Source organism: Cytobacillus dafuensis (assembly GCF_007995155.1).
GTDB classification, from domain to species: domain Bacteria; phylum Bacillota; class Bacilli; order Bacillales; family Cytobacillaceae; genus Cytobacillus; species Cytobacillus dafuensis.
Window position 1 is genome coordinate 84243 of sequence record NZ_CP042593.1, and the last position, 18779, is coordinate 103021.

At 46.2% G+C, this 18779-nt stretch carries 9 protein-coding genes, 9 tRNA genes and 5 rRNA genes; all 23 read left to right on the plus strand.

The genetic code is table 11. From position 1 onward, the window contains the following. Window positions 1–16 precede the first annotated feature (16 nt). The 23 genes from FSZ17_RS00415 (at window position 17) to FSZ17_RS00525 (ending at window position 18750) form a co-directional block, all read left to right on the plus strand. Window positions 17–1450, plus strand: coding sequence for an anthranilate synthase component I family protein (locus FSZ17_RS00415; protein WP_185150655.1), 1434 nt, complete (start codon window positions 17–19; stop codon window positions 1448–1450). Then, the gene (pabA, locus tag FSZ17_RS00420) at window positions 1447–2019 is read left to right on the plus strand and encodes an aminodeoxychorismate/anthranilate synthase component II (RefSeq protein WP_057776802.1); all 573 of its coding nucleotides are present in this window, start codon (window positions 1447–1449) and stop codon (window positions 2017–2019) included. The genes FSZ17_RS00415 and pabA overlap by 4 nt, the downstream gene beginning before the upstream one ends. Window positions 2020–2030: 11 nt before the next feature. Continuing rightward, window positions 2031–2888 carry an aminodeoxychorismate lyase gene (pabC, locus tag FSZ17_RS00425; RefSeq protein ID WP_057776803.1) on the plus strand — a complete coding sequence of 286 codons (858 nt, stop codon included), beginning with the start codon at window positions 2031–2033 and terminating at the stop codon, window positions 2886–2888. Window positions 2889–2903: 15 nt separating this feature from the next. Further along, window positions 2904–3725, plus strand: coding sequence for a dihydropteroate synthase (gene folP, locus FSZ17_RS00430; RefSeq protein WP_057776804.1), 822 nt, complete (start codon window positions 2904–2906; stop codon window positions 3723–3725). 5 nt (window positions 3726–3730) lie between these two features. Beyond that, the gene (folB, locus tag FSZ17_RS00435) at window positions 3731–4090 is read left to right on the plus strand and encodes a dihydroneopterin aldolase (protein ID WP_057776805.1); all 360 of its coding nucleotides are present in this window, start codon (window positions 3731–3733) and stop codon (window positions 4088–4090) included. Window positions 4091–4092: 2 nt separating this feature from the next. After that, window positions 4093–4620 carry a 2-amino-4-hydroxy-6-hydroxymethyldihydropteridine diphosphokinase gene (gene folK / locus FSZ17_RS00440; RefSeq protein ID WP_057776806.1) on the plus strand — a complete coding sequence of 176 codons (528 nt, stop codon included), beginning with the start codon at window positions 4093–4095 and terminating at the stop codon, window positions 4618–4620. Continuing rightward, the gene (locus FSZ17_RS00445; protein WP_057776807.1) at window positions 4572–4787 is read left to right on the plus strand and encodes a helix-turn-helix domain-containing protein; all 216 of its coding nucleotides are present in this window, start codon (window positions 4572–4574) and stop codon (window positions 4785–4787) included. Before folK ends, FSZ17_RS00445 begins: the two co-directional genes overlap by 49 nt. 98 nt (window positions 4788–4885) lie before the next feature. Beyond that, window positions 4886–5887 (plus strand): tRNA dihydrouridine synthase DusB, encoded by a 1002-nt coding sequence (dusB, locus tag FSZ17_RS00450; protein WP_057776808.1) that lies wholly within the window; start codon window positions 4886–4888, stop codon window positions 5885–5887. A gap of 307 nt (window positions 5888–6194) precedes the next feature. After that, window positions 6195–7694 carry a lysine--tRNA ligase gene (lysS, locus tag FSZ17_RS00455; RefSeq protein WP_057776810.1) on the plus strand — a complete coding sequence of 500 codons (1500 nt, stop codon included), beginning with the start codon at window positions 6195–6197 and terminating at the stop codon, window positions 7692–7694. A 436-nt stretch (window positions 7695–8130) separates the two neighbouring features. Continuing rightward, window positions 8131–9681: ribosomal RNA gene (locus tag FSZ17_RS00460) — 16S ribosomal RNA — on the plus strand. A gap of 215 nt (window positions 9682–9896) precedes the next feature. Beyond that, window positions 9897–12831 (plus strand): 23S ribosomal RNA (locus FSZ17_RS00465). Between the two features lie 67 nt (window positions 12832–12898). Next, window positions 12899–13015, plus strand: a 5S ribosomal RNA gene (gene rrf / locus FSZ17_RS00470). A 7-nt stretch (window positions 13016–13022) separates the two neighbouring features. Further along, window positions 13023–13098: transfer RNA gene (locus FSZ17_RS00475), tRNA-Val, on the plus strand. A gap of 10 nt (window positions 13099–13108) precedes the next feature. Next, window positions 13109–13181 (plus strand) — tRNA-Thr (locus FSZ17_RS00480). 23 nt (window positions 13182–13204) lie between these two features. Then, window positions 13205–13280: transfer RNA gene (locus FSZ17_RS00485), tRNA-Lys, on the plus strand. A 10-nt stretch (window positions 13281–13290) separates the two neighbouring features. Then, window positions 13291–13375 (plus strand) — tRNA-Leu (locus FSZ17_RS00490). 10 nt (window positions 13376–13385) lie between these two features. Next, a tRNA-Gly gene (locus FSZ17_RS00495) sits at window positions 13386–13460 on the plus strand. Window positions 13461–13465: 5 nt separating this feature from the next. Beyond that, a tRNA-Leu gene (locus FSZ17_RS00500) sits at window positions 13466–13554 on the plus strand. A gap of 14 nt (window positions 13555–13568) precedes the next feature. Continuing rightward, a tRNA-Arg gene (locus FSZ17_RS00505) sits at window positions 13569–13645 on the plus strand. 71 nt (window positions 13646–13716) lie between these two features. Beyond that, a tRNA-Pro gene (locus tag FSZ17_RS00510) sits at window positions 13717–13793 on the plus strand. Window positions 13794–13804: 11 nt separating this feature from the next. Continuing rightward, window positions 13805–13880: transfer RNA gene (locus FSZ17_RS00515), tRNA-Ala, on the plus strand. Window positions 13881–14049: 169 nt separating this feature from the next. Continuing rightward, a 16S ribosomal RNA gene (locus FSZ17_RS00520) occupies window positions 14050–15600 on the plus strand. 215 nt (window positions 15601–15815) lie between these two features. Continuing rightward, window positions 15816–18750 (plus strand): 23S ribosomal RNA (locus FSZ17_RS00525). Together the 16S, 23S and 5S rRNA genes with 9 tRNA genes alongside form the textbook arrangement of a ribosomal RNA operon. Window positions 18751–18779: the final 29 nt, after the last annotated feature.

Sequence of the window (18779 nt, forward strand, 5' to 3'; positions counted from 1 at the left end):
TAAAAAAAGAGAATTGATGAGGGGTGACATTCCTTTGAAGAAATTTAATATATATGCAAAAAAGTGCACGATTTCGTTAAACCAATTTTTTATACAATACCGTCATTTAACAGCGGACAAGCAGCATCATGTCCTATTAGAAAGCGGGAGGGGTGGGCGTTATAGTATAGCCGCTTTTGACCCAGAAACTGTTCTAATCGGTAAAAATTCAAAGCTCGAAATTATTGAGCCGGAAGGAAGACAGATTTTTGAAGGAAATCCCCTTCATTTATTGATGGAATGGCTGCGTCAATTCCAAGTGGAGAAAGTGGACGAACTTCCAGATTTTCAGGGCGGTGCTATTGGCTTGATTAGCTATGATTATGGCCGTTATATTGAGCGCTTGCCTTCTGTCGCCATGGATGATCTGCTCATTCCTGATATTCATTTTTTAGCTTTTAAAGAATGGTTTGTATTTGATCATAAAGATGAAACTTTATGGATCATGTTTTTATATGGAGAAAATGAAGATAAGCAGGCTTTAGAAATAAGAGCCGAGGAATGGATAAGTCGTTGGGTGGCGGAAACTTCAAATGTTCCGTCTAAAAAAGCTTTTCATAAAAATGATCAGCTTGAAGTTTCCATGAATGAAGAGGAATTTATTCAAGCTGTTGAAAAGGTTCAGCATTACATTTCACAGGGAGATGTGTTTCAAGTTAATCTGTCTGTTCGCCAAAGTCAGCCGATCGGTGTGGAGGCCATTGATGTATATGAACAGCTCCGGAGATTGAACCCATCTCCATATATGGGCTATTTCCACACGCCAGAATATCAGCTTGTAAGTGGATCACCAGAGCTTTTGATAAAGAAAAAAGGTGAGGAGGTCAGCACACGTCCAATAGCAGGAACGCGGTCGCGCGGAAGGGATGAAGCTGAGGACTTCGAGCTTGCAAACGAATTAATTGAAAATGAGAAAGAACGAGCCGAGCATGTGATGCTTGTTGATTTAGAAAGAAATGATCTTGGGCGTGTCTGTAAATTTGGATCTGTTGAAGTGAATGAATTTATGGTGATTGAAAAATATTCCCATGTCATGCATATCGTGTCGAATGTACGTGGAGAATTAGCCTATGGGAAGGATGGTTCCGATTTAATTGATGCTGTATTCCCGGGAGGAACGATTACAGGAGCACCAAAGGTTCGAACGATGGAAATCATCGAAGAGCTGGAACCAGTAACGAGAGGTCCTTATACCGGCTCGTTAGGATGGATCAATTACAGCGGTGATCTAGAGCTAAATATTATTATTCGGACGATGATTGTAAAAGAAGGAAAAGCTCATGTACAAGCAGGTGCAGGAGTTGTCATTGATTCAAATCCAAAAAATGAGTATAAGGAATCATTAAAGAAGGCGATTGTCCTTTGGAAAGCAAAAGAGATGGCTGAACAGGAAGAAGGTAACGAGACATGATTTTTATGATTGATAACTATGATTCATTTACCTATAATCTCGTGCAATACCTCGGAGAGATTGGCGAGGAATTAATCGTCAAAAGAAATGATGAAGCATCGATTGAAGAGATTCGTCATAAGCAGCCGAAGTTTTTAATGGTTTCGCCCGGTCCTTGTACTCCAAATGAGGCAGGAATTAGTCTTGAAGCGATAGAGACCTTTGCTGGTCACATTCCTATTTTCGGTGTTTGTCTCGGACATCAATCAATTGCGCAAGTGTTTGGCGGGGATGTCGTCCAAGCCGAGCGTCTAATGCACGGAAAAACATCCGACATTTATCATGATGGAAAAACGATTTTTCAAGGCATGCCTAACCCATTTCCAGCAACGAGATATCATTCCTTAATTGTCAAAAAGGAAACTCTTCCACCATGCCTGGAAGTGTCCGCCTGGACGGATGAGGGAGAAATAATGGCTATTCGTCATAAAGAGCTTCCTATAGAGGGAGTGCAATTTCATCCAGAATCGATCATGACGAAAGCAGGCAAGGAATTGCTGAGAAACTTTCTTCACTTTTATCGCGGATAGGAGGGAGAAATGTGTTTTTATATATGAATGGCGAACTCGTTCGGAAGGAAGAGGCGTCTATTTCTCCATTTGATCATGGATTCCTATACGGTATGGGCTTGTTTGAAACATTCAGAACCTATAATGGTCATCCGTTTTTATTAGATGACCATTTGGAGCGACTGAATAACAGCTTGGAGGTTTTAAATATAAAGGCTCTGTATTCAAGGGAAGAAATCCTTGCTTCAATCCATCTTTTATTGAAAGAGAATCAATTAACAGACGCCTATATTCGGTTGAATGTATCAGCTGGTATGGGTGAAATCGGATTGCAAACAGAACCTTATACACAACCGAACTTGATAATGTTTACAAAGCCACTTCCGCAAAGAAATCCCTTTTTGGAAAAAGAAGCGATTATTCTGAAGCTAAAGCGCAATACACCAGAGGGGCTAGAGAGGTTAAAATCTCACCATTATTTAAATAATATTTTAGCGAAGAGAGAAATGGGAGATTCACATGAATGTGAAGGCATCTTTCTTACAGATGAAGATTTTTTAGCAGAAGGAGTTGTATCCAATCTATTTTGGATTAAGGACAAAATCCTGTTTACTCCTACAGTTGAAACTGGAATCCTAAATGGTATTACAAGACAATTTGTATTAAAGCTTGCTGGCAAATATGGAATGACGATTAAAGAGGGATTTTTCACCCTCGATCAAGTCATGAAGGCAGAAGAGATCTTTGTCACGAACTCGATTCAAGAGATTGTCCCAATTGCTTTGTTTAATGGGAAAAAGATGCCTGGCATTATGGGGAAAAAAATAATAGAGCTACAACAGCTTTATGATCAATTTTCAAAGGTTTTATGGAGCAGAAAAGAGCTGTAAAGGAGTTATGTTGTAATGAATGTGATCAAATGTGGGCCTTATTCATTGGATTATGAAAGTAAGACGTTGATTATGGGGATTTTAAATGCAACCCCTGATTCTTTTTCTGATGGAGGAAGGTTTAATCATATCGATAGAGCCGTTGAGCGGGCGTTGCAAATGGTTAAAGATGGGGCTGATATCATTGATATTGGCGGAGAATCCACCCGGCCAGGCTTCGATGCTGTTCCATTAGAGGAGGAGTTAGAAAGGGTGATCCCTGTCATAGCGGCCATCTCTAAAGAAGTAAATGCTCCTATATCGATAGATACTTATAAAGCGGAAGTAGCTAGACAAGCCATTAAGGCTGGCGCCCATATTATTAACGACATTTGGGGCGCGAAAGCTGATCCAGATATGGCATCAGTTGCTGCAGAGCTACAGGTTCCTATTATTTTAATGCATAATCGAAAGAATCAAGATTATACTGTTTTCTATCGAGATGCCGTAAACGATTTATATGAGAGTATCACGCTAGTGAAAAACGCTGGTGTGAAAGATGAAAATATTATTCTAGATCCAGGCATTGGTTTTGCGAAGGATTTAGACTTGAATCTTGAAATGATGAGACATTTGGACAAGCTTGTTTCGATTGGCTATCCAGTTTTATTAGGGACATCTCGGAAATCAATGATCGGAAGTGTTCTAGATTTGCCTGTCCATGAGCGGATGGAAGGGACAGGTGCGACCGTTTGTTACGGAATCCAAAAAGGGTGTCAAATCATTCGGATTCATGATGTGAAGGAAATGAAGCGGATGGCTACAATGATGGATGCACTTATGGGGAAAGGGATATAACATTTATGGATCGAATTATAATAAATAAAATGGCGTTTTATGGCTATCACGGTGTTTTTCCAGAGGAAACCCGGCTTGGTCAACGATTTATAGTAGATTTGACTGTGGAGACAGATTTGAAAAAGGCTGGAGAGTCAGATCATCTCGAGGATTCAATTAATTATGGTGAGCTATATCAAGTTTGTAAAGATGTTGTTGAAGGGAAACCTTTGAAACTCATAGAAGCTGTGGCTGAAAAGATTGCCGGGGAAATGTTAGACCGATTTCATGCTATTTCCCAAGTGACAGTGAGGATGATTAAGCCTGATCCCCCAATTCCTGGCCATTATGAATCAGTAGCCGTTGAAATTACAAGGGGTAGGTAAATATGAATAATGACGCTTATATTGCTTTAGGTTCTAATATTGGCAACCGGTTTGAAAATATTAAAGCAGCCATTACAAGTATTGAGGCTGCTCCAAAAATAAAAGTGGTAAAAACCTCCTCCATCTATGAAACAGACCCGGTAGGATATGAAGAGCAGGATCAATTTTTAAATATGGTGATTCAAGTGAGAACAGACTTAACGTCGACTGAATTACTTGATGTTTGCTTAGAAATTGAAAAAAAACTTGGGAGAAAAAGGGACATTCGATGGGGACCTAGGACAATAGACCTTGACATTTTGTTGTATAATCAAGAAAATATTAATTCAGAGAAGTTAATAGTTCCTCATCCTCGGATGCATGAAAGGGCTTTTGTCATCATTCCTCTATTAGAGATTCAGTCTGGCACCAAAATTCCGACGATGGAAACTCCTCTTCAAACAGTTTTAGAGGATATACCAGATAGAGAGGGAGTACGAATATGGAAGCAGAAAAATGGGGAAGACGTATTCGCGCTTTTCGAAAATTAAAAGGCTATACACAGGAAAGCTTTGCAAGGCAGTTAGGTGTATCTGTTTCAATCCTTGGAGAAATTGAAAGGGGAAATCGGATGCCAGCTCTAGATTTTTTAGAACGAATTGTACGCTTGCTAAATATTACTATTGAAGATCTGACTCCACCGGAGGAAAATGAGTAATAGATTTATTTTTTGGCTAATAAGAAAGTTTAAGTTTATTAACTACTAAAGTAAAGTGTGTGTTTAATCATTTATCTGCTAATAAAAGGAGGGTCCACATGTTCAAAATTGGTGACATTGAATTAAAAAACCGTGTTGTTCTTGCTCCAATGGCAGGGGTATGTAACTCGGCGTTTCGTCTCACTGTCAAAGAGTTTGGCGCCGGACTTGTATGTGCAGAAATGGTCAGCGACAAAGGGATTGTGATCAAAAACGAGAAAACGATGAACATGCTTTATATAGATGAAAGAGAAAAGCCGCTAAGCTTGCAAATTTTTGGCGGTGAAAAAGAGACGTTAGTTGAAGCCGCTCAATTTGTTGATAAAAACTCAAATGCTGATATTATCGATATTAATATGGGCTGCCCTGTTCCGAAAATCACGAAATGTGATGCAGGAGCTAAATGGTTGCTCGATCCAGATAAAATCTATGAAATGGTTTCTGCCGTAACGGCTGCTGTTGACAAGCCTGTAACAGTTAAAATGCGTATGGGCTGGGATGAGGACCATATTTATGCTGTCCGAAATGCTCAAGCTGTTGAGAGTGCAGGAGGAAAAGCTGTTTCCTTACATGGACGTACCCGCGTACAAATGTATGAGGGAAAAGCAAATTGGGACATCATCCGCGAAGTTAAGCAAAATATTAACATTCCTTTAATAGGAAACGGTGATGTCATGACGTCTCAAGATGCGAAGCGTATGCTTGAAGAAACTGGCTGTGACGGCGTTATGATCGGCCGAGCTGCATTAGGAAATCCGTGGATGATTTATCGTACTGTGAAGTATCTTGAAACAGGCGAATTAATGGATGAGCCAAGTGTTCGCGAAAAAATTGATGTATGTATCCTTCATCTTGACCGATTAATCGCGCTAAAAAATGAATATATTGCAGTTCGTGAAATGCGAAAGCATGCAGCTTGGTACTTGAAGGGTATTCGCGGAAACGCGAAGGTACGCAATGCTGTTAATGAATGCAACACAAGAGAAGATCTTGTCACTTTATTAACTGCACTTGTAATTGAGGCTGAAGAGAAAGAACAAAGCCAAATGCAAGTTGGATAAAGTGATCCTTTGGAGATTCGGACACACAGGGTGTGCTATTTCAGATTTTGATAGTAGATAATCTTTTGTAATATCTTCCATCCTATGTTCCTATGTTGATTGTTAATCTGCGATAAAGTTTGACATAGCCTTATTCTTTATCTATAATACTTTTCATATAAAGAGAACTGCCAGTGGACATGCTGGCAGTTTTTATTCTATTTATAAACATTAATGATGTCTATGCAGTCCACTTTGTGTAAAATAAGTATGGGAATCTTTAATATCGCAGTTTTACACTTTACATAAAAAGATCTACAAATTGGAGATGATACAAGTGAGTCAGAGCCATGAAGAATTAAATGACCAAATTATTGTCAGAAGGGAAAAAATGAATAGCCTGCGTGAAAAAGGGCTAGATCCGTTTGGAAAACGTTTTGAACGTTCCCATCAGTCAAAAGAGTTAATTGAACAATACGGAGAGTTTGAAAAAGAAGACTTAGAACAGAAAAATGTTTCAGTAACAGTTGCTGGCCGTATTATGACTAAGCGCGGAAAAGGAAAAGCTGGATTTGCTCATATTCAAGATTTAACAGGACAAATTCAACTATATGTTCGTAAAGATGCTGTAGGTGATGAAAAGTATGAGATTTTCGACAGTGCGGATCTTGGCGATTTAGTTGGCGTGTCTGGTACACTTTTCAAAACACAAGTAGGAGAACTTTCTATTAAAGTTCAGGGATTCGAACTATTAACAAAGTCACTACGTCCGCTTCCTGATAAGTTTCATGGGCTTAAGGATGTTGAACAGCGGTACCGTCAGCGTTATTTAGATTTAATTATGAGCGAAGAAAGTAAAAATACTTTTGTAACTCGTAGCCGTATTATTCAATCTATGCGCCGTTATCTAGATAGTCTAGGATATCTAGAGGTAGAAACACCAATGATGCATTCAATTGCAGGAGGTGCATCTGCGCGTCCATTTATCACGCACCACAATGCCCTTGATATGGAGCTTTATATGCGTATTGCTATTGAGCTGCATTTAAAACGATTAATTGTTGGTGGATTAGAAAAGGTTTATGAAATTGGCCGTGTATTCCGCAATGAAGGGGTTTCTACTCGTCACAATCCTGAATTCACAATGATTGAATTATATGAAGCGTATGCTGATTATCGTGATATCATGAGCTTAACTGAAAACTTAATTGCACATATCGCTCAAGAGGTCCATGGAACAACGAAGATCCAATATGGTGAACATGAAGTAGATCTAACACCTGAATGGAAAAGACTTCATATGGTAGATGCGATTAAGGAATATACTGGTGTAGACTTCTGGAAAGAGATGACGACCGAGGAAGCTAGAAGTTTAGCAAAAGAACATGGTGTTGAAATTACTGAGCATATGCTCTATGGACATATTGTTAATGAATTCTTTGAGCAAAAGGTCGAGGAGAAATTGATTCAGCCGACATTTATTTTTGGGCATCCTGTTGAAATCTCTCCTCTTGCGAAGAAAAATGACGAAGATCCTCGTTTTACAGATCGTTTTGAGCTGTTTATTGTCGCTCGTGAGCATGCTAATGCATTTACAGAATTAAATGATCCTATTGATCAAAGAGAGCGCTTTGAGGCACAGCTAAAAGAACGTGAACAAGGTAATGATGAGGCACATATGATGGATGATGACTTTATTGAAGCGTTAGAGTATGGTATGCCTCCAACTGGAGGACTTGGAATAGGAATAGATCGATTAGTTATGTTATTAACGAATTCTCCTTCTATTAGGGATGTACTTCTATTCCCATTAATGCGCCATCGTTAAATTTCCTTAAAAGGCAAGGTACTATTGTACCTTGCCTTTATATATGAGTGTATGATGGAATAGTGTCAAAGTATGAAGCAGTCATTCTATTAAAAGCAAAAAATCTTATAAACTTCCGTCATTAAAATAGATTCTATTTTCTGGTTGTGCAGAGTGGAATAATTCGAATATTTTTTCTTTGTTTTTTATCTAAAAAACATATTGCATACAAGTGTTAATGGTGATATATTAGTATCTGTTGCTGCAAAGATAGCAACTTTGAAATAAAAAAAGTTCAAAAAAGTTGTTGACTCAACTTAACGAATCTGGTAATATTAAAAAGTCGTCTTAAACGACAGAAACACTTGAATTTGTTCTTTGAAAACTGAACGAACAAAAACGTCAACGTTAATTCAAAGTCTTTTTATAAGACATTTTTAAGAGCTAATCTTACTCTTTATTGGAGAGTTTGATCCTGGCTCAGGACGAACGCTGGCGGCGTGCCTAATACATGCAAGTCGAGCGGACTTGTGAGAGCTTGCTCTCGCAAGTTAGCGGCGGACGGGTGAGTAACACGTGGGCAACCTGCCTGTAAGACTGGGATAACTTCGGGAAACCGGAGCTAATACCGGATAATTCTTTCCTACACATGTAGGAAAGCTGAAAGATGGCTTCGGCTATCACTTACAGATGGGCCCGCGGCGCATTAGCTAGTTGGTGAGGTAACGGCTCACCAAGGCAACGATGCGTAGCCGACCTGAGAGGGTGATCGGCCACACTGGGACTGAGACACGGCCCAGACTCCTACGGGAGGCAGCAGTAGGGAATCTTCCGCAATGGACGAAAGTCTGACGGAGCAACGCCGCGTGAGTGATGAAGGTTTTCGGATCGTAAAACTCTGTTGTTAGGGAAGAACAAGTACCGTTCGAATAGGGCGGTACCTTGACGGTACCTAACCAGAAAGCCACGGCTAACTACGTGCCAGCAGCCGCGGTAATACGTAGGTGGCAAGCGTTGTCCGGAATTATTGGGCGTAAAGCGCGCGCAGGTGGTTCCTTAAGTCTGATGTGAAAGCCCACGGCTCAACCGTGGAGGGTCATTGGAAACTGGGGAACTTGAGTGCAGAAGAGGAAAGTGGAATTCCACGTGTAGCGGTGAAATGCGTAGAGATGTGGAGGAACACCAGTGGCGAAGGCGACTTTCTGGTCTGTAACTGACACTGAGGCGCGAAAGCGTGGGGAGCGAACAGGATTAGATACCCTGGTAGTCCACGCCGTAAACGATGAGTGCTAAGTGTTAGGGGGTTTCCGCCCCTTAGTGCTGCAGCTAACGCATTAAGCACTCCGCCTGGGGAGTACGGCCGCAAGGCTGAAACTCAAAGGAATTGACGGGGGCCCGCACAAGCGGTGGAGCATGTGGTTTAATTCGAAGCAACGCGAAGAACCTTACCAGGTCTTGACATCCTCTGCCAACCCTAGAGATAGGGCGTTCCCCTTCGGGGGACAGAGTGACAGGTGGTGCATGGTTGTCGTCAGCTCGTGTCGTGAGATGTTGGGTTAAGTCCCGCAACGAGCGCAACCCTTGATCTTAGTTGCCAGCATTCAGTTGGGCACTCTAAGGTGACTGCCGGTGACAAACCGGAGGAAGGTGGGGATGACGTCAAATCATCATGCCCCTTATGACCTGGGCTACACACGTGCTACAATGGATGGTACAAAGGGCTGCGAGACCGCGAGGTTAAGCGAATCCCATAAAACCATTCTCAGTTCGGATTGCAGGCTGCAACTCGCCTGCATGAAGCCGGAATCGCTAGTAATCGCGGATCAGCATGCCGCGGTGAATACGTTCCCGGGCCTTGTACACACCGCCCGTCACACCACGAGAGTTTGTAACACCCGAAGTCGGTGGGGTAACCGTAAGGAGCCAGCCGCCTAAGGTGGGACAGATGATTGGGGTGAAGTCGTAACAAGGTAGCCGTATCGGAAGGTGCGGCTGGATCACCTCCTTTCTAAGGATATATAGAAGTATTTCATACTTCTTAAATAAGACGTTTCTTGTTCGTTCAGTTTTGAGAGAATAATCTCTCAAAACTTTTGTTCTTTGAAAACTAGATAATGAAATGAAGAAGAATAACCGAGTAATCGCCATTTTAGTTTTCTCTCTTATTTATTCATTGAGTAAGAGTACAAACCATGAGGACAACGTTAATCGTTGACCGAAGTAGGTTAAGTTAGAAAGGGCGCACGGTGAATGCCTAGGCACTAGGAGCCGATGAAGGACGGGACTAACACCGATATGCTTCGGGGAGCTGTAAGTAAGCTTTGATCCGGAGATTTCCGAATGGGGGAACCCCCTATCCGTAATGGGATAGGATCTTTACCTGAATACATAGGGTATTGAAGGCAGACCCGGGGAACTGAAACATCTAAGTACCCGGAGGAAGAGAAAGCAAACGCGATTCCCTGAGTAGCGGCGAGCGAAACGGGATTAGCCCAAACCAAGAGGCTTGCCTCTTGGGGTTGTAGGACACTCTACACGGAGTTACAAAGGAACGAGGTAAATGAACAGGTCTGGAAAGGCCGGCCATAGAAGGTAAAAGCCCTGTAGTTGAAACTTCGTTCCCTCCAGAGTGGATCCTGAGTACGGCGGGACACGTGAAATCCCGTCGGAAGCAGGGAGGACCATCTCCCAAGGCTAAATACTCCCTAGTGACCGATAGTGAACCAGTACCGTGAGGGAAAGGTGAAAAGCACCCCGGAAGGGGAGTGAAAGAGATCCTGAAACCGTGTGCCTACAAGTAGTCAGAGCCCATTAACGGGTGATGGCGTGCCTTTTGTAGAATGAACCGGCGAGTTACGATTACATGCGAGGTTAAGTTGAAGAGACGGAGCCGCAGCGAAAGCGAGTCTGAATAGGGCGAATGAGTATGTGGTCGTAGACCCGAAACCAGGTGACCTACCCATGTCCAGGTTGAAGTCCAGGTAACACTGGATGGAGGACCGAACCCACGCACGTTGAAAAGTGCGGGGATGAGGTGTGGGTAGCGGAGAAATTCCAATCGAACTTGGAGATAGCTGGTTCTCTCCGAAATAGCTTTAGGGCTAGCCTCATGTAGTAAGAGTCTTGGAGGTAGAGCACTGTTTGGACTAGGGGCCCTCATCGGGTTACCGAATTCAGACAAACTCCGAATGCCAAAGACTTATCCATGGGAGTCAGACTGCGAGTGATAAGATCCGTAGTCAAGAGGGAAACAGCCCAGACCACCAGCTAAGGTCCCAAAGTATACGTTAAGTGGAAAAGGATGTGGAGTTGCTTAGACAACCAGGATGTTGGCTTAGAAGCAGCCACCATTTAAAGAGTGCGTAATAGCTCACTGGTCGAGTGACTCTGCGCCGAAAATGTACCGGGGCTAAACGTATCACCGAAGCTGTGGATTGACATCTACGATGTCAGTGGTAGGAGAGCGTTCTAAGGGCGTTGAAGCTAGACCGTAAGGACTGGTGGAGCGCTTAGAAGTGAGAATGCCGGTATGAGTAGCGAAAGATGGGTGAGAATCCCATCCACCGAATGCCTAAGGTTTCCTGAGGAAGGCTCGTCCGCTCAGGGTTAGTCGGGACCTAAGCCGAGGCTGAAAAGCGTAGGCGATGGACAACAGGTTGATATTCCTGTACCACCTCTTTACCGTTTGAGCAATGGGGGGACGCAGGAGGATAGGGTAAGCGCGCTGCTGGAATAGCGCGTCCAAGCAGTTAGGCTGCAAGCGAGGCAAATCCCGCTTGCATAAAGGCTGAGCTGTGACGGCGAGGGAAATAAAGTACCGAAGTTCCTGAATCCACACTGCCAAGAAAAGCCTCTAGCGAGGGAAAAGGTGCCCGTACCGCAAACCGACACAGGTAGGCGAGGAGAGAATCCTAAGGTGAGCGAGAGAACTCTCGTTAAGGAACTCGGCAAAATCACCCCGTAACTTCGGGAGAAGGGGTGCTCATTTGGGTGAATAGCCCGGATGAGCCGCAGTGAATAGGCCCAGGCGACTGTTTAGCAAAAACACAGGTCTCTGCGAAGCCGTAAGGCGAAGTATAGGGGCTGACGCCTGCCCGGTGCTGGAAGGTTAAGAGGAGGGGTTAGCGCAAGCGAAGCTCTGAATTGAAGCCCCAGTAAACGGCGGCCGTAACTATAACGGTCCTAAGGTAGCGAAATTCCTTGTCGGGTAAGTTCCGACCCGCACGAAAGGCGTAACGATCTGGGCACTGTCTCAACGAGAGACTCGGTGAAATTATAGTACCTGTGAAGATGCAGGTTACCCGCGACAGGACGGAAAGACCCCGTGGAGCTTTACTGTAGCCTGATATTGAATTTCGGTACAGCTTGTACAGGATAGGTAGGAGCCTTGGAAGCCGGAGCGCTAGCTTCGGTGGAGGCATCGGTGGGATACTACCCTGGCTGTATTGAAATTCTAACCCGCACCCCTGATCGGGGTGGGAGACAGTGTCAGGTGGGCAGTTTGACTGGGGCGGTCGCCTCCTAAAAAGTAACGGAGGCGCCCAAAGGTTCCCTCAGAATGGTTGGAAATCATTCGAAGAGTGTAAAGGCATAAGGGAGCTTGACTGCGAGACCTACAAGTCGAGCAGGGACGAAAGTCGGGCTTAGTGATCCGGTGGTTCCGCATGGAAGGGCCATCGCTCAACGGATAAAAGCTACCCCGGGGATAACAGGCTTATCTCCCCCAAGAGTCCACATCGACGGGGAGGTTTGGCACCTCGATGTCGGCTCATCGCATCCTGGGGCTGTAGTCGGTCCCAAGGGTTGGGCTGTTCGCCCATTAAAGCGGTACGCGAGCTGGGTTCAGAACGTCGTGAGACAGTTCGGTCCCTATCCGTCGTGGGCGCAGGAAATTTGAGAGGAGCTGTCCTTAGTACGAGAGGACCGGGATGGACGCACCGCTGGTGTACCAGTTGTTCTGCCAAGAGCATCGCTGGGTAGCTATGTGCGGAAGGGATAAGTGCTGAAAGCATCTAAGCATGAAGCCCCCCTCGAGATGAGATTTCCCATAGCGTCAAGCTAGTAAGACCCCTGAAAGATGATCAGGTTGATAGGTTTGAGGTGGAAGCGTGGTGACACGTGGAGCTGACAAATACTAATCGGTCGAGGACTTAACCAAATTGATTACTCGAATTCTTCTTCAACATTATCTAGTTTTGAGGGAACAAAACCTCAATTTCATACAGTCTAGTGGCGATAGCGAGAAGGTCACACCCGTTCCCATCCCGAACACGGAAGTTAAGCTTCTCAGCGCCGATGGTAGTTAGGGGCTGTCCCCTTGTGAGAGTAGGACGTCGCTAGGCATATTATGGAGGATTAGCTCAGCTGGGAGAGCACCTGCCTTACAAGCAGGGGGTCGGCGGTTCGATCCCGTCATCCTCCACCATATTTATAATGCCGGCCTAGCTCAATTGGTAGAGCAACTGACTTGTAATCAGTAGGTTGGGGGTTCAAGTCCTCTGGCCGGCACTCTTGAGCAATCATTTTATTACGAGCCATTAGCTCAGTCGGTAGAGCATCTGACTTTTAATCAGAGGGTCGAAGGTTCGAGTCCTTCATGGCTCACCATTTAAATAATGCGGGTGTGGCGGAATTGGCAGACGCACCAGACTTAGGATCTGGCGCCGCAAGGCGTGGGGGTTCGACTCCCTTCACCCGCACCATTTATAATATGCGGAAGTAGTTCAGTGGTAGAACACCACCTTGCCAAGGTGGGGGTCGCGGGTTCGAATCCCGTCTTCCGCTCCAAAAGTGCCGGGGTGGCGGAACTGGCAGACGCACAGGACTTAAAATCCTGCGGTAGGTGACTACCGTACCGGTTCGATTCCGGTCCTCGGCACCATTATTATTATATATGCGCCCGTAGCTCAATTGGATAGAGCGTCTGACTACGGATCAGAAGGTTATGGGTTCGACTCCTTTCGGGCGCGCCATAATAATATTCAGAAATTAGACCCTGAATAAATAATTTTATGCTGTACTTCATAGTTGGCTTTTAACAATACGGGAAGTAGCTCAGCTTGGTAGAGCACTTGGTTTGGGACCAAGGGGTCGCAGGTTCGAATCCTGTCTTCCCGACCATTTTAAAATACGGGGCCTTAGCTCAGCTGGGAGAGCGCCTGCCTTGCACGCAGGAGGTCAGCGGTTCGATCCCGCTAGGCTCCACCATAAAAAGTTTTTGAAAAAGTTGTTGACTCAACTTAGTGAATCTGGTATTATTAAAAAGTCGTCTAAAACGACAAAACATTTGAAGTTGTTCTTTGAAAACTGAACGAACAAAAACGTCAACGTTTTCTAAGTCTTTTTATAAGACATTTTTAAGAGCTAATCTTACTCTTTATTGGAGAGTTTGATCCTGGCTCAGGACGAACGCTGGCGGCGTGCCTAATACATGCAAGTCGAGCGGACTTGTGAGAGCTTGCTCTCGCAAGTTAGCGGCGGACGGGTGAGTAACACGTGGGCAACCTGCCTGTAAGACTGGGATAACTTCGGGAAACCGGAGCTAATACCGGATAATTCTTTTCTACACATGTAGGAAAGCTGAAAGATGGCTTCGGCTATCACTTACAGATGGGCCCGCGGCGCATTAGCTAGTTGGTGAGGTAACGGCTCACCAAGGCAACGATGCGTAGCCGACCTGAGAGGGTGATCGGCCACACTGGGACTGAGACACGGCCCAGACTCCTACGGGAGGCAGCAGTAGGGAATCTTCCGCAATGGACGAAAGTCTGACGGAGCAACGCCGCGTGAGTGATGAAGGTTTTCGGATCGTAAAACTCTGTTGTTAGGGAAGAACAAGTACCGTTCGAATAGGGCGGTACCTTGACGGTACCTAACCAGAAAGCCACGGCTAACTACGTGCCAGCAGCCGCGGTAATACGTAGGTGGCAAGCGTTGTCCGGAATTATTGGGCGTAAAGCGCGCGCAGGTGGTTCCTTAAGTCTGATGTGAAAGCCCACGGCTCAACCGTGGAGGGTCATTGGAAACTGGGGAACTTGAGTGCAGAAGAGGAAAGTGGAATTCCACGTGTAGCGGTGAAATGCGTAGAGATGTGGAGGAACACCAGTGGCGAAGGCGACTTTCTGGTCTGTAACTGACACTGAGGCGCGAAAGCGTGGGGAGCGAACAGGATTAGATACCCTGGTAGTCCACGCCGTAAACGATGAGTGCTAAGTGTTAGGGGGTTTCCGCCCCTTAGTGCTGCAGCTAACGCATTAAGCACTCCGCCTGGGGAGTACGGCCGCAAGGCTGAAACTCAAAGGAATTGACGGGGGCCCGCACAAGCGGTGGAGCATGTGGTTTAATTCGAAGCAACGCGAAGAACCTTACCAGGTCTTGACATCCTCTGCCAACCCTAGAGATAGGGCGTTCCCCTTCGGGGGACAGAGTGACAGGTGGTGCATGGTTGTCGTCAGCTCGTGTCGTGAGATGTTGGGTTAAGTCCCGCAACGAGCGCAACCCTTGATCTTAGTTGCCAGCATTCAGTTGGGCACTCTAAGGTGACTGCCGGTGACAAACCGGAGGAAGGTGGGGATGACGTCAAATCATCATGCCCCTTATGACCTGGGCTACACACGTGCTACAATGGATGGTACAAAGGGCTGCGAGACCGCGAGGTTAAGCGAATCCCATAAAACCATTCTCAGTTCGGATTGCAGGCTGCAACTCGCCTGCATGAAGCCGGAATCGCTAGTAATCGCGGATCAGCATGCCGCGGTGAATACGTTCCCGGGCCTTGTACACACCGCCCGTCACACCACGAGAGTTTGTAACACCCGAAGTCGGTGGGGTAACCGTAAGGAGCCAGCCGCCTAAGGTGGGACAGATGATTGGGGTGAAGTCGTAACAAGGTAGCCGTATCGGAAGGTGCGGCTGGATCACCTCCTTTCTAAGGATATATAGAAGTATTTCATACTTCTTAAATAAGACGTTTCTTGTTCGTTCAGTTTTGAGAGAATAATCTCTCAAAACTTTTGTTCTTTGAAAACTAGATAATGAAATGAAGAAGAATAACCGAGTAATCGCCATTTTAGTTTTCTCTCTTATTTATTCATTGAGTAAGAGTACAAACCATGAGGACAACGTTAATCGTTGACCGAAGTAGGTTAAGTTAGAAAGGGCGCACGGTGAATGCCTAGGCACTAGGAGCCGATGAAGGACGGGACTAACACCGATATGCTTCGGGGAGCTGTAAGTAAGCTTTGATCCGGAGATTTCCGAATGGGGGAACCCCCTATCCGTAATGGGATAGGATCTTTACCTGAATACATAGGGTATTGAAGGCAGACCCGGGGAACTGAAACATCTAAGTACCCGGAGGAAGAGAAAGCAAACGCGATTCCCTGAGTAGCGGCGAGCGAAACGGGATTAGCCCAAACCAAGAGGCTTGCCTCTTGGGGTTGTAGGACACTCTACACGGAGTTACAAAGGAACGAGGTAAATGAACAGGTCTGGAAAGGCCGGCCATAGAAGGTAAAAGCCCTGTAGTTGAAACTTCGTTCCCTCCAGAGTGGATCCTGAGTACGGCGGGACACGTGAAATCCCGTCGGAAGCAGGGAGGACCATCTCCCAAGGCTAAATACTCCCTAGTGACCGATAGTGAACCAGTACCGTGAGGGAAAGGTGAAAAGCACCCCGGAAGGGGAGTGAAAGAGATCCTGAAACCGTGTGCCTACAAGTAGTCAGAGCCCATTAACGGGTGATGGCGTGCCTTTTGTAGAATGAACCGGCGAGTTACGATTACATGCGAGGTTAAGTTGAAGAGACGGAGCCGCAGCGAAAGCGAGTCTGAATAGGGCGAATGAGTATGTGGTCGTAGACCCGAAACCAGGTGACCTACCCATGTCCAGGTTGAAGTCCAGGTAACACTGGATGGAGGACCGAACCCACGCACGTTGAAAAGTGCGGGGATGAGGTGTGGGTAGCGGAGAAATTCCAATCGAACTTGGAGATAGCTGGTTCTCTCCGAAATAGCTTTAGGGCTAGCCTCATGTAGTAAGAGTCTTGGAGGTAGAGCACTGTTTGGACTAGGGGCCCTCATCGGGTTACCGAATTCAGACAAACTCCGAATGCCAAAGACTTATCCATGGGAGTCAGACTGCGAGTGATAAGATCCGTAGTCAAGAGGGAAACAGCCCAGACCACCAGCTAAGGTCCCAAAGTATACGTTAAGTGGAAAAGGATGTGGAGTTGCTTAGACAACCAGGATGTTGGCTTAGAAGCAGCCACCATTTAAAGAGTGCGTAATAGCTCACTGGTCGAGTGACTCTGCGCCGAAAATGTACCGGGGCTAAACGTATCACCGAAGCTGTGGATTGACATCTACGATGTCAGTGGTAGGAGAGCGTTCTAAGGGCGTTGAAGCTAGACCGTAAGGACTGGTGGAGCGCTTAGAAGTGAGAATGCCGGTATGAGTAGCGAAAGATGGGTGAGAATCCCATCCACCGAATGCCTAAGGTTTCCTGAGGAAGGCTCGTCCGCTCAGGGTTAGTCGGGACCTAAGCCGAGGCTGAAAAGCGTAGGCGATGGACAACAGGTTGATATTCCTGTACCACCTCTTTACCGTTTGAGCAATGGGGGGACGCAGGAGGATAGGGTAAGCGCGCTGCTGGAATAGCGCGTCCAAGCAGTTAGGCTGCAAGCGAGGCAAATCCCGCTTGCATAAAGGCTGAGCTGTGACGGCGAGGGAAATAAAGTACCGAAGTTCCTGAATCCACACTGCCAAGAAAAGCCTCTAGCGAGGGAAAAGGTGCCCGTACCGCAAACCGACACAGGTAGGCGAGGAGAGAATCCTAAGGTGAGCGAGAGAACTCTCGTTAAGGAACTCGGCAAAATCACCCCGTAACTTCGGGAGAAGGGGTGCTCATTTGGGTGAATAGCCCGGATGAGCCGCAGTGAATAGGCCCAGGCGACTGTTTAGCAAAAACACAGGTCTCTGCGAAGCCGTAAGGCGAAGTATAGGGGCTGACGCCTGCCCGGTGCTGGAAGGTTAAGAGGAGGGGTTAGCGCAAGCGAAGCTCTGAATTGAAGCCCCAGTAAACGGCGGCCGTAACTATAACGGTCCTAAGGTAGCGAAATTCCTTGTCGGGTAAGTTCCGACCCGCACGAAAGGCGTAACGATCTGGGCACTGTCTCAACGAGAGACTCGGTGAAATTATAGTACCTGTGAAGATGCAGGTTACCCGCGACAGGACGGAAAGACCCCGTGGAGCTTTACTGTAGCCTGATATTGAATTTCGGTACAGCTTGTACAGGATAGGTAGGAGCCTTGGAAGCCGGAGCGCTAGCTTCGGTGGAGGCATCGGTGGGATACTACCCTGGCTGTATTGAAATTCTAACCCGCACCCCTGATCGGGGTGGGAGACAGTGTCAGGTGGGCAGTTTGACTGGGGCGGTCGCCTCCTAAAAAGTAACGGAGGCGCCCAAAGGTTCCCTCAGAATGGTTGGAAATCATTCGAAGAGTGTAAAGGCATAAGGGAGCTTGACTGCGAGACCTACAAGTCGAGCAGGGACGAAAGTCGGGCTTAGTGATCCGGTGGTTCCGCATGGAAGGGCCATCGCTCAACGGATAAAAGCTACCCCGGGGATAACAGGCTTATCTCCCCCAAGAGTCCACATCGACGGGGAGGTTTGGCACCTCGATGTCGGCTCATCGCATCCTGGGGCTGTAGTCGGTCCCAAGGGTTGGGCTGTTCGCCCATTAAAGCGGTACGCGAGCTGGGTTCAGAACGTCGTGAGACAGTTCGGTCCCTATCCGTCGTGGGCGCAGGAAATTTGAGAGGAGCTGTCCTTAGTACGAGAGGACCGGGATGGACGCACCGCTGGTGTACCAGTTGTTCTGCCAAGAGCATCGCTGGGTAGCTATGTGCGGAAGGGATAAGTGCTGAAAGCATCTAAGCATGAAGCCCCCCTCGAGATGAGATTTCCCATAGCGTCAAGCTAGTAAGACCCCTGAAAGATGATCAGGTTGATAGGTTTGAGGTGGAAGCGTGGTGACACGTGGAGCTGACAAATACTAATCGGTCGAGGACTTAACCAAATTGATTACTCGAATTCTTCTTCAACATT

What these genes read in the sequence shown, in the direction of transcription:
- dusB (WP_057776808.1), top strand. Translation starts at nt 4,886, where the DNA reads ATGTTCAAAATTGGTGACATTGAATTAAAAAACCGTGTTGTTCTTGCT.
- folB (WP_057776805.1), top strand. Translation starts at nt 3,731, where the DNA reads ATGGATCGAATTATAATAAATAAAATGGCGTTTTATGGCTATCACGGT.
- folP (WP_057776804.1), top strand. Translation starts at nt 2,904, where the DNA reads ATGAATGTGATCAAATGTGGGCCTTATTCATTGGATTATGAAAGTAAG.
- FSZ17_RS00415 (WP_185150655.1), top strand. Translation starts at nt 17, where the DNA reads ATGAGGGGTGACATTCCTTTGAAGAAATTTAATATATATGCAAAAAAG.
- folK (WP_057776806.1), top strand. Translation starts at nt 4,093, where the DNA reads ATGAATAATGACGCTTATATTGCTTTAGGTTCTAATATTGGCAACCGG.
- FSZ17_RS00445 (WP_057776807.1), top strand. Translation starts at nt 4,572, where the DNA reads ATGGAAGCAGAAAAATGGGGAAGACGTATTCGCGCTTTTCGAAAATTA.
- pabA (WP_057776802.1), top strand. Translation starts at nt 1,447, where the DNA reads ATGATTTTTATGATTGATAACTATGATTCATTTACCTATAATCTCGTG.
- lysS (WP_057776810.1), top strand. Translation starts at nt 6,195, where the DNA reads ATGATACAAGTGAGTCAGAGCCATGAAGAATTAAATGACCAAATTATT.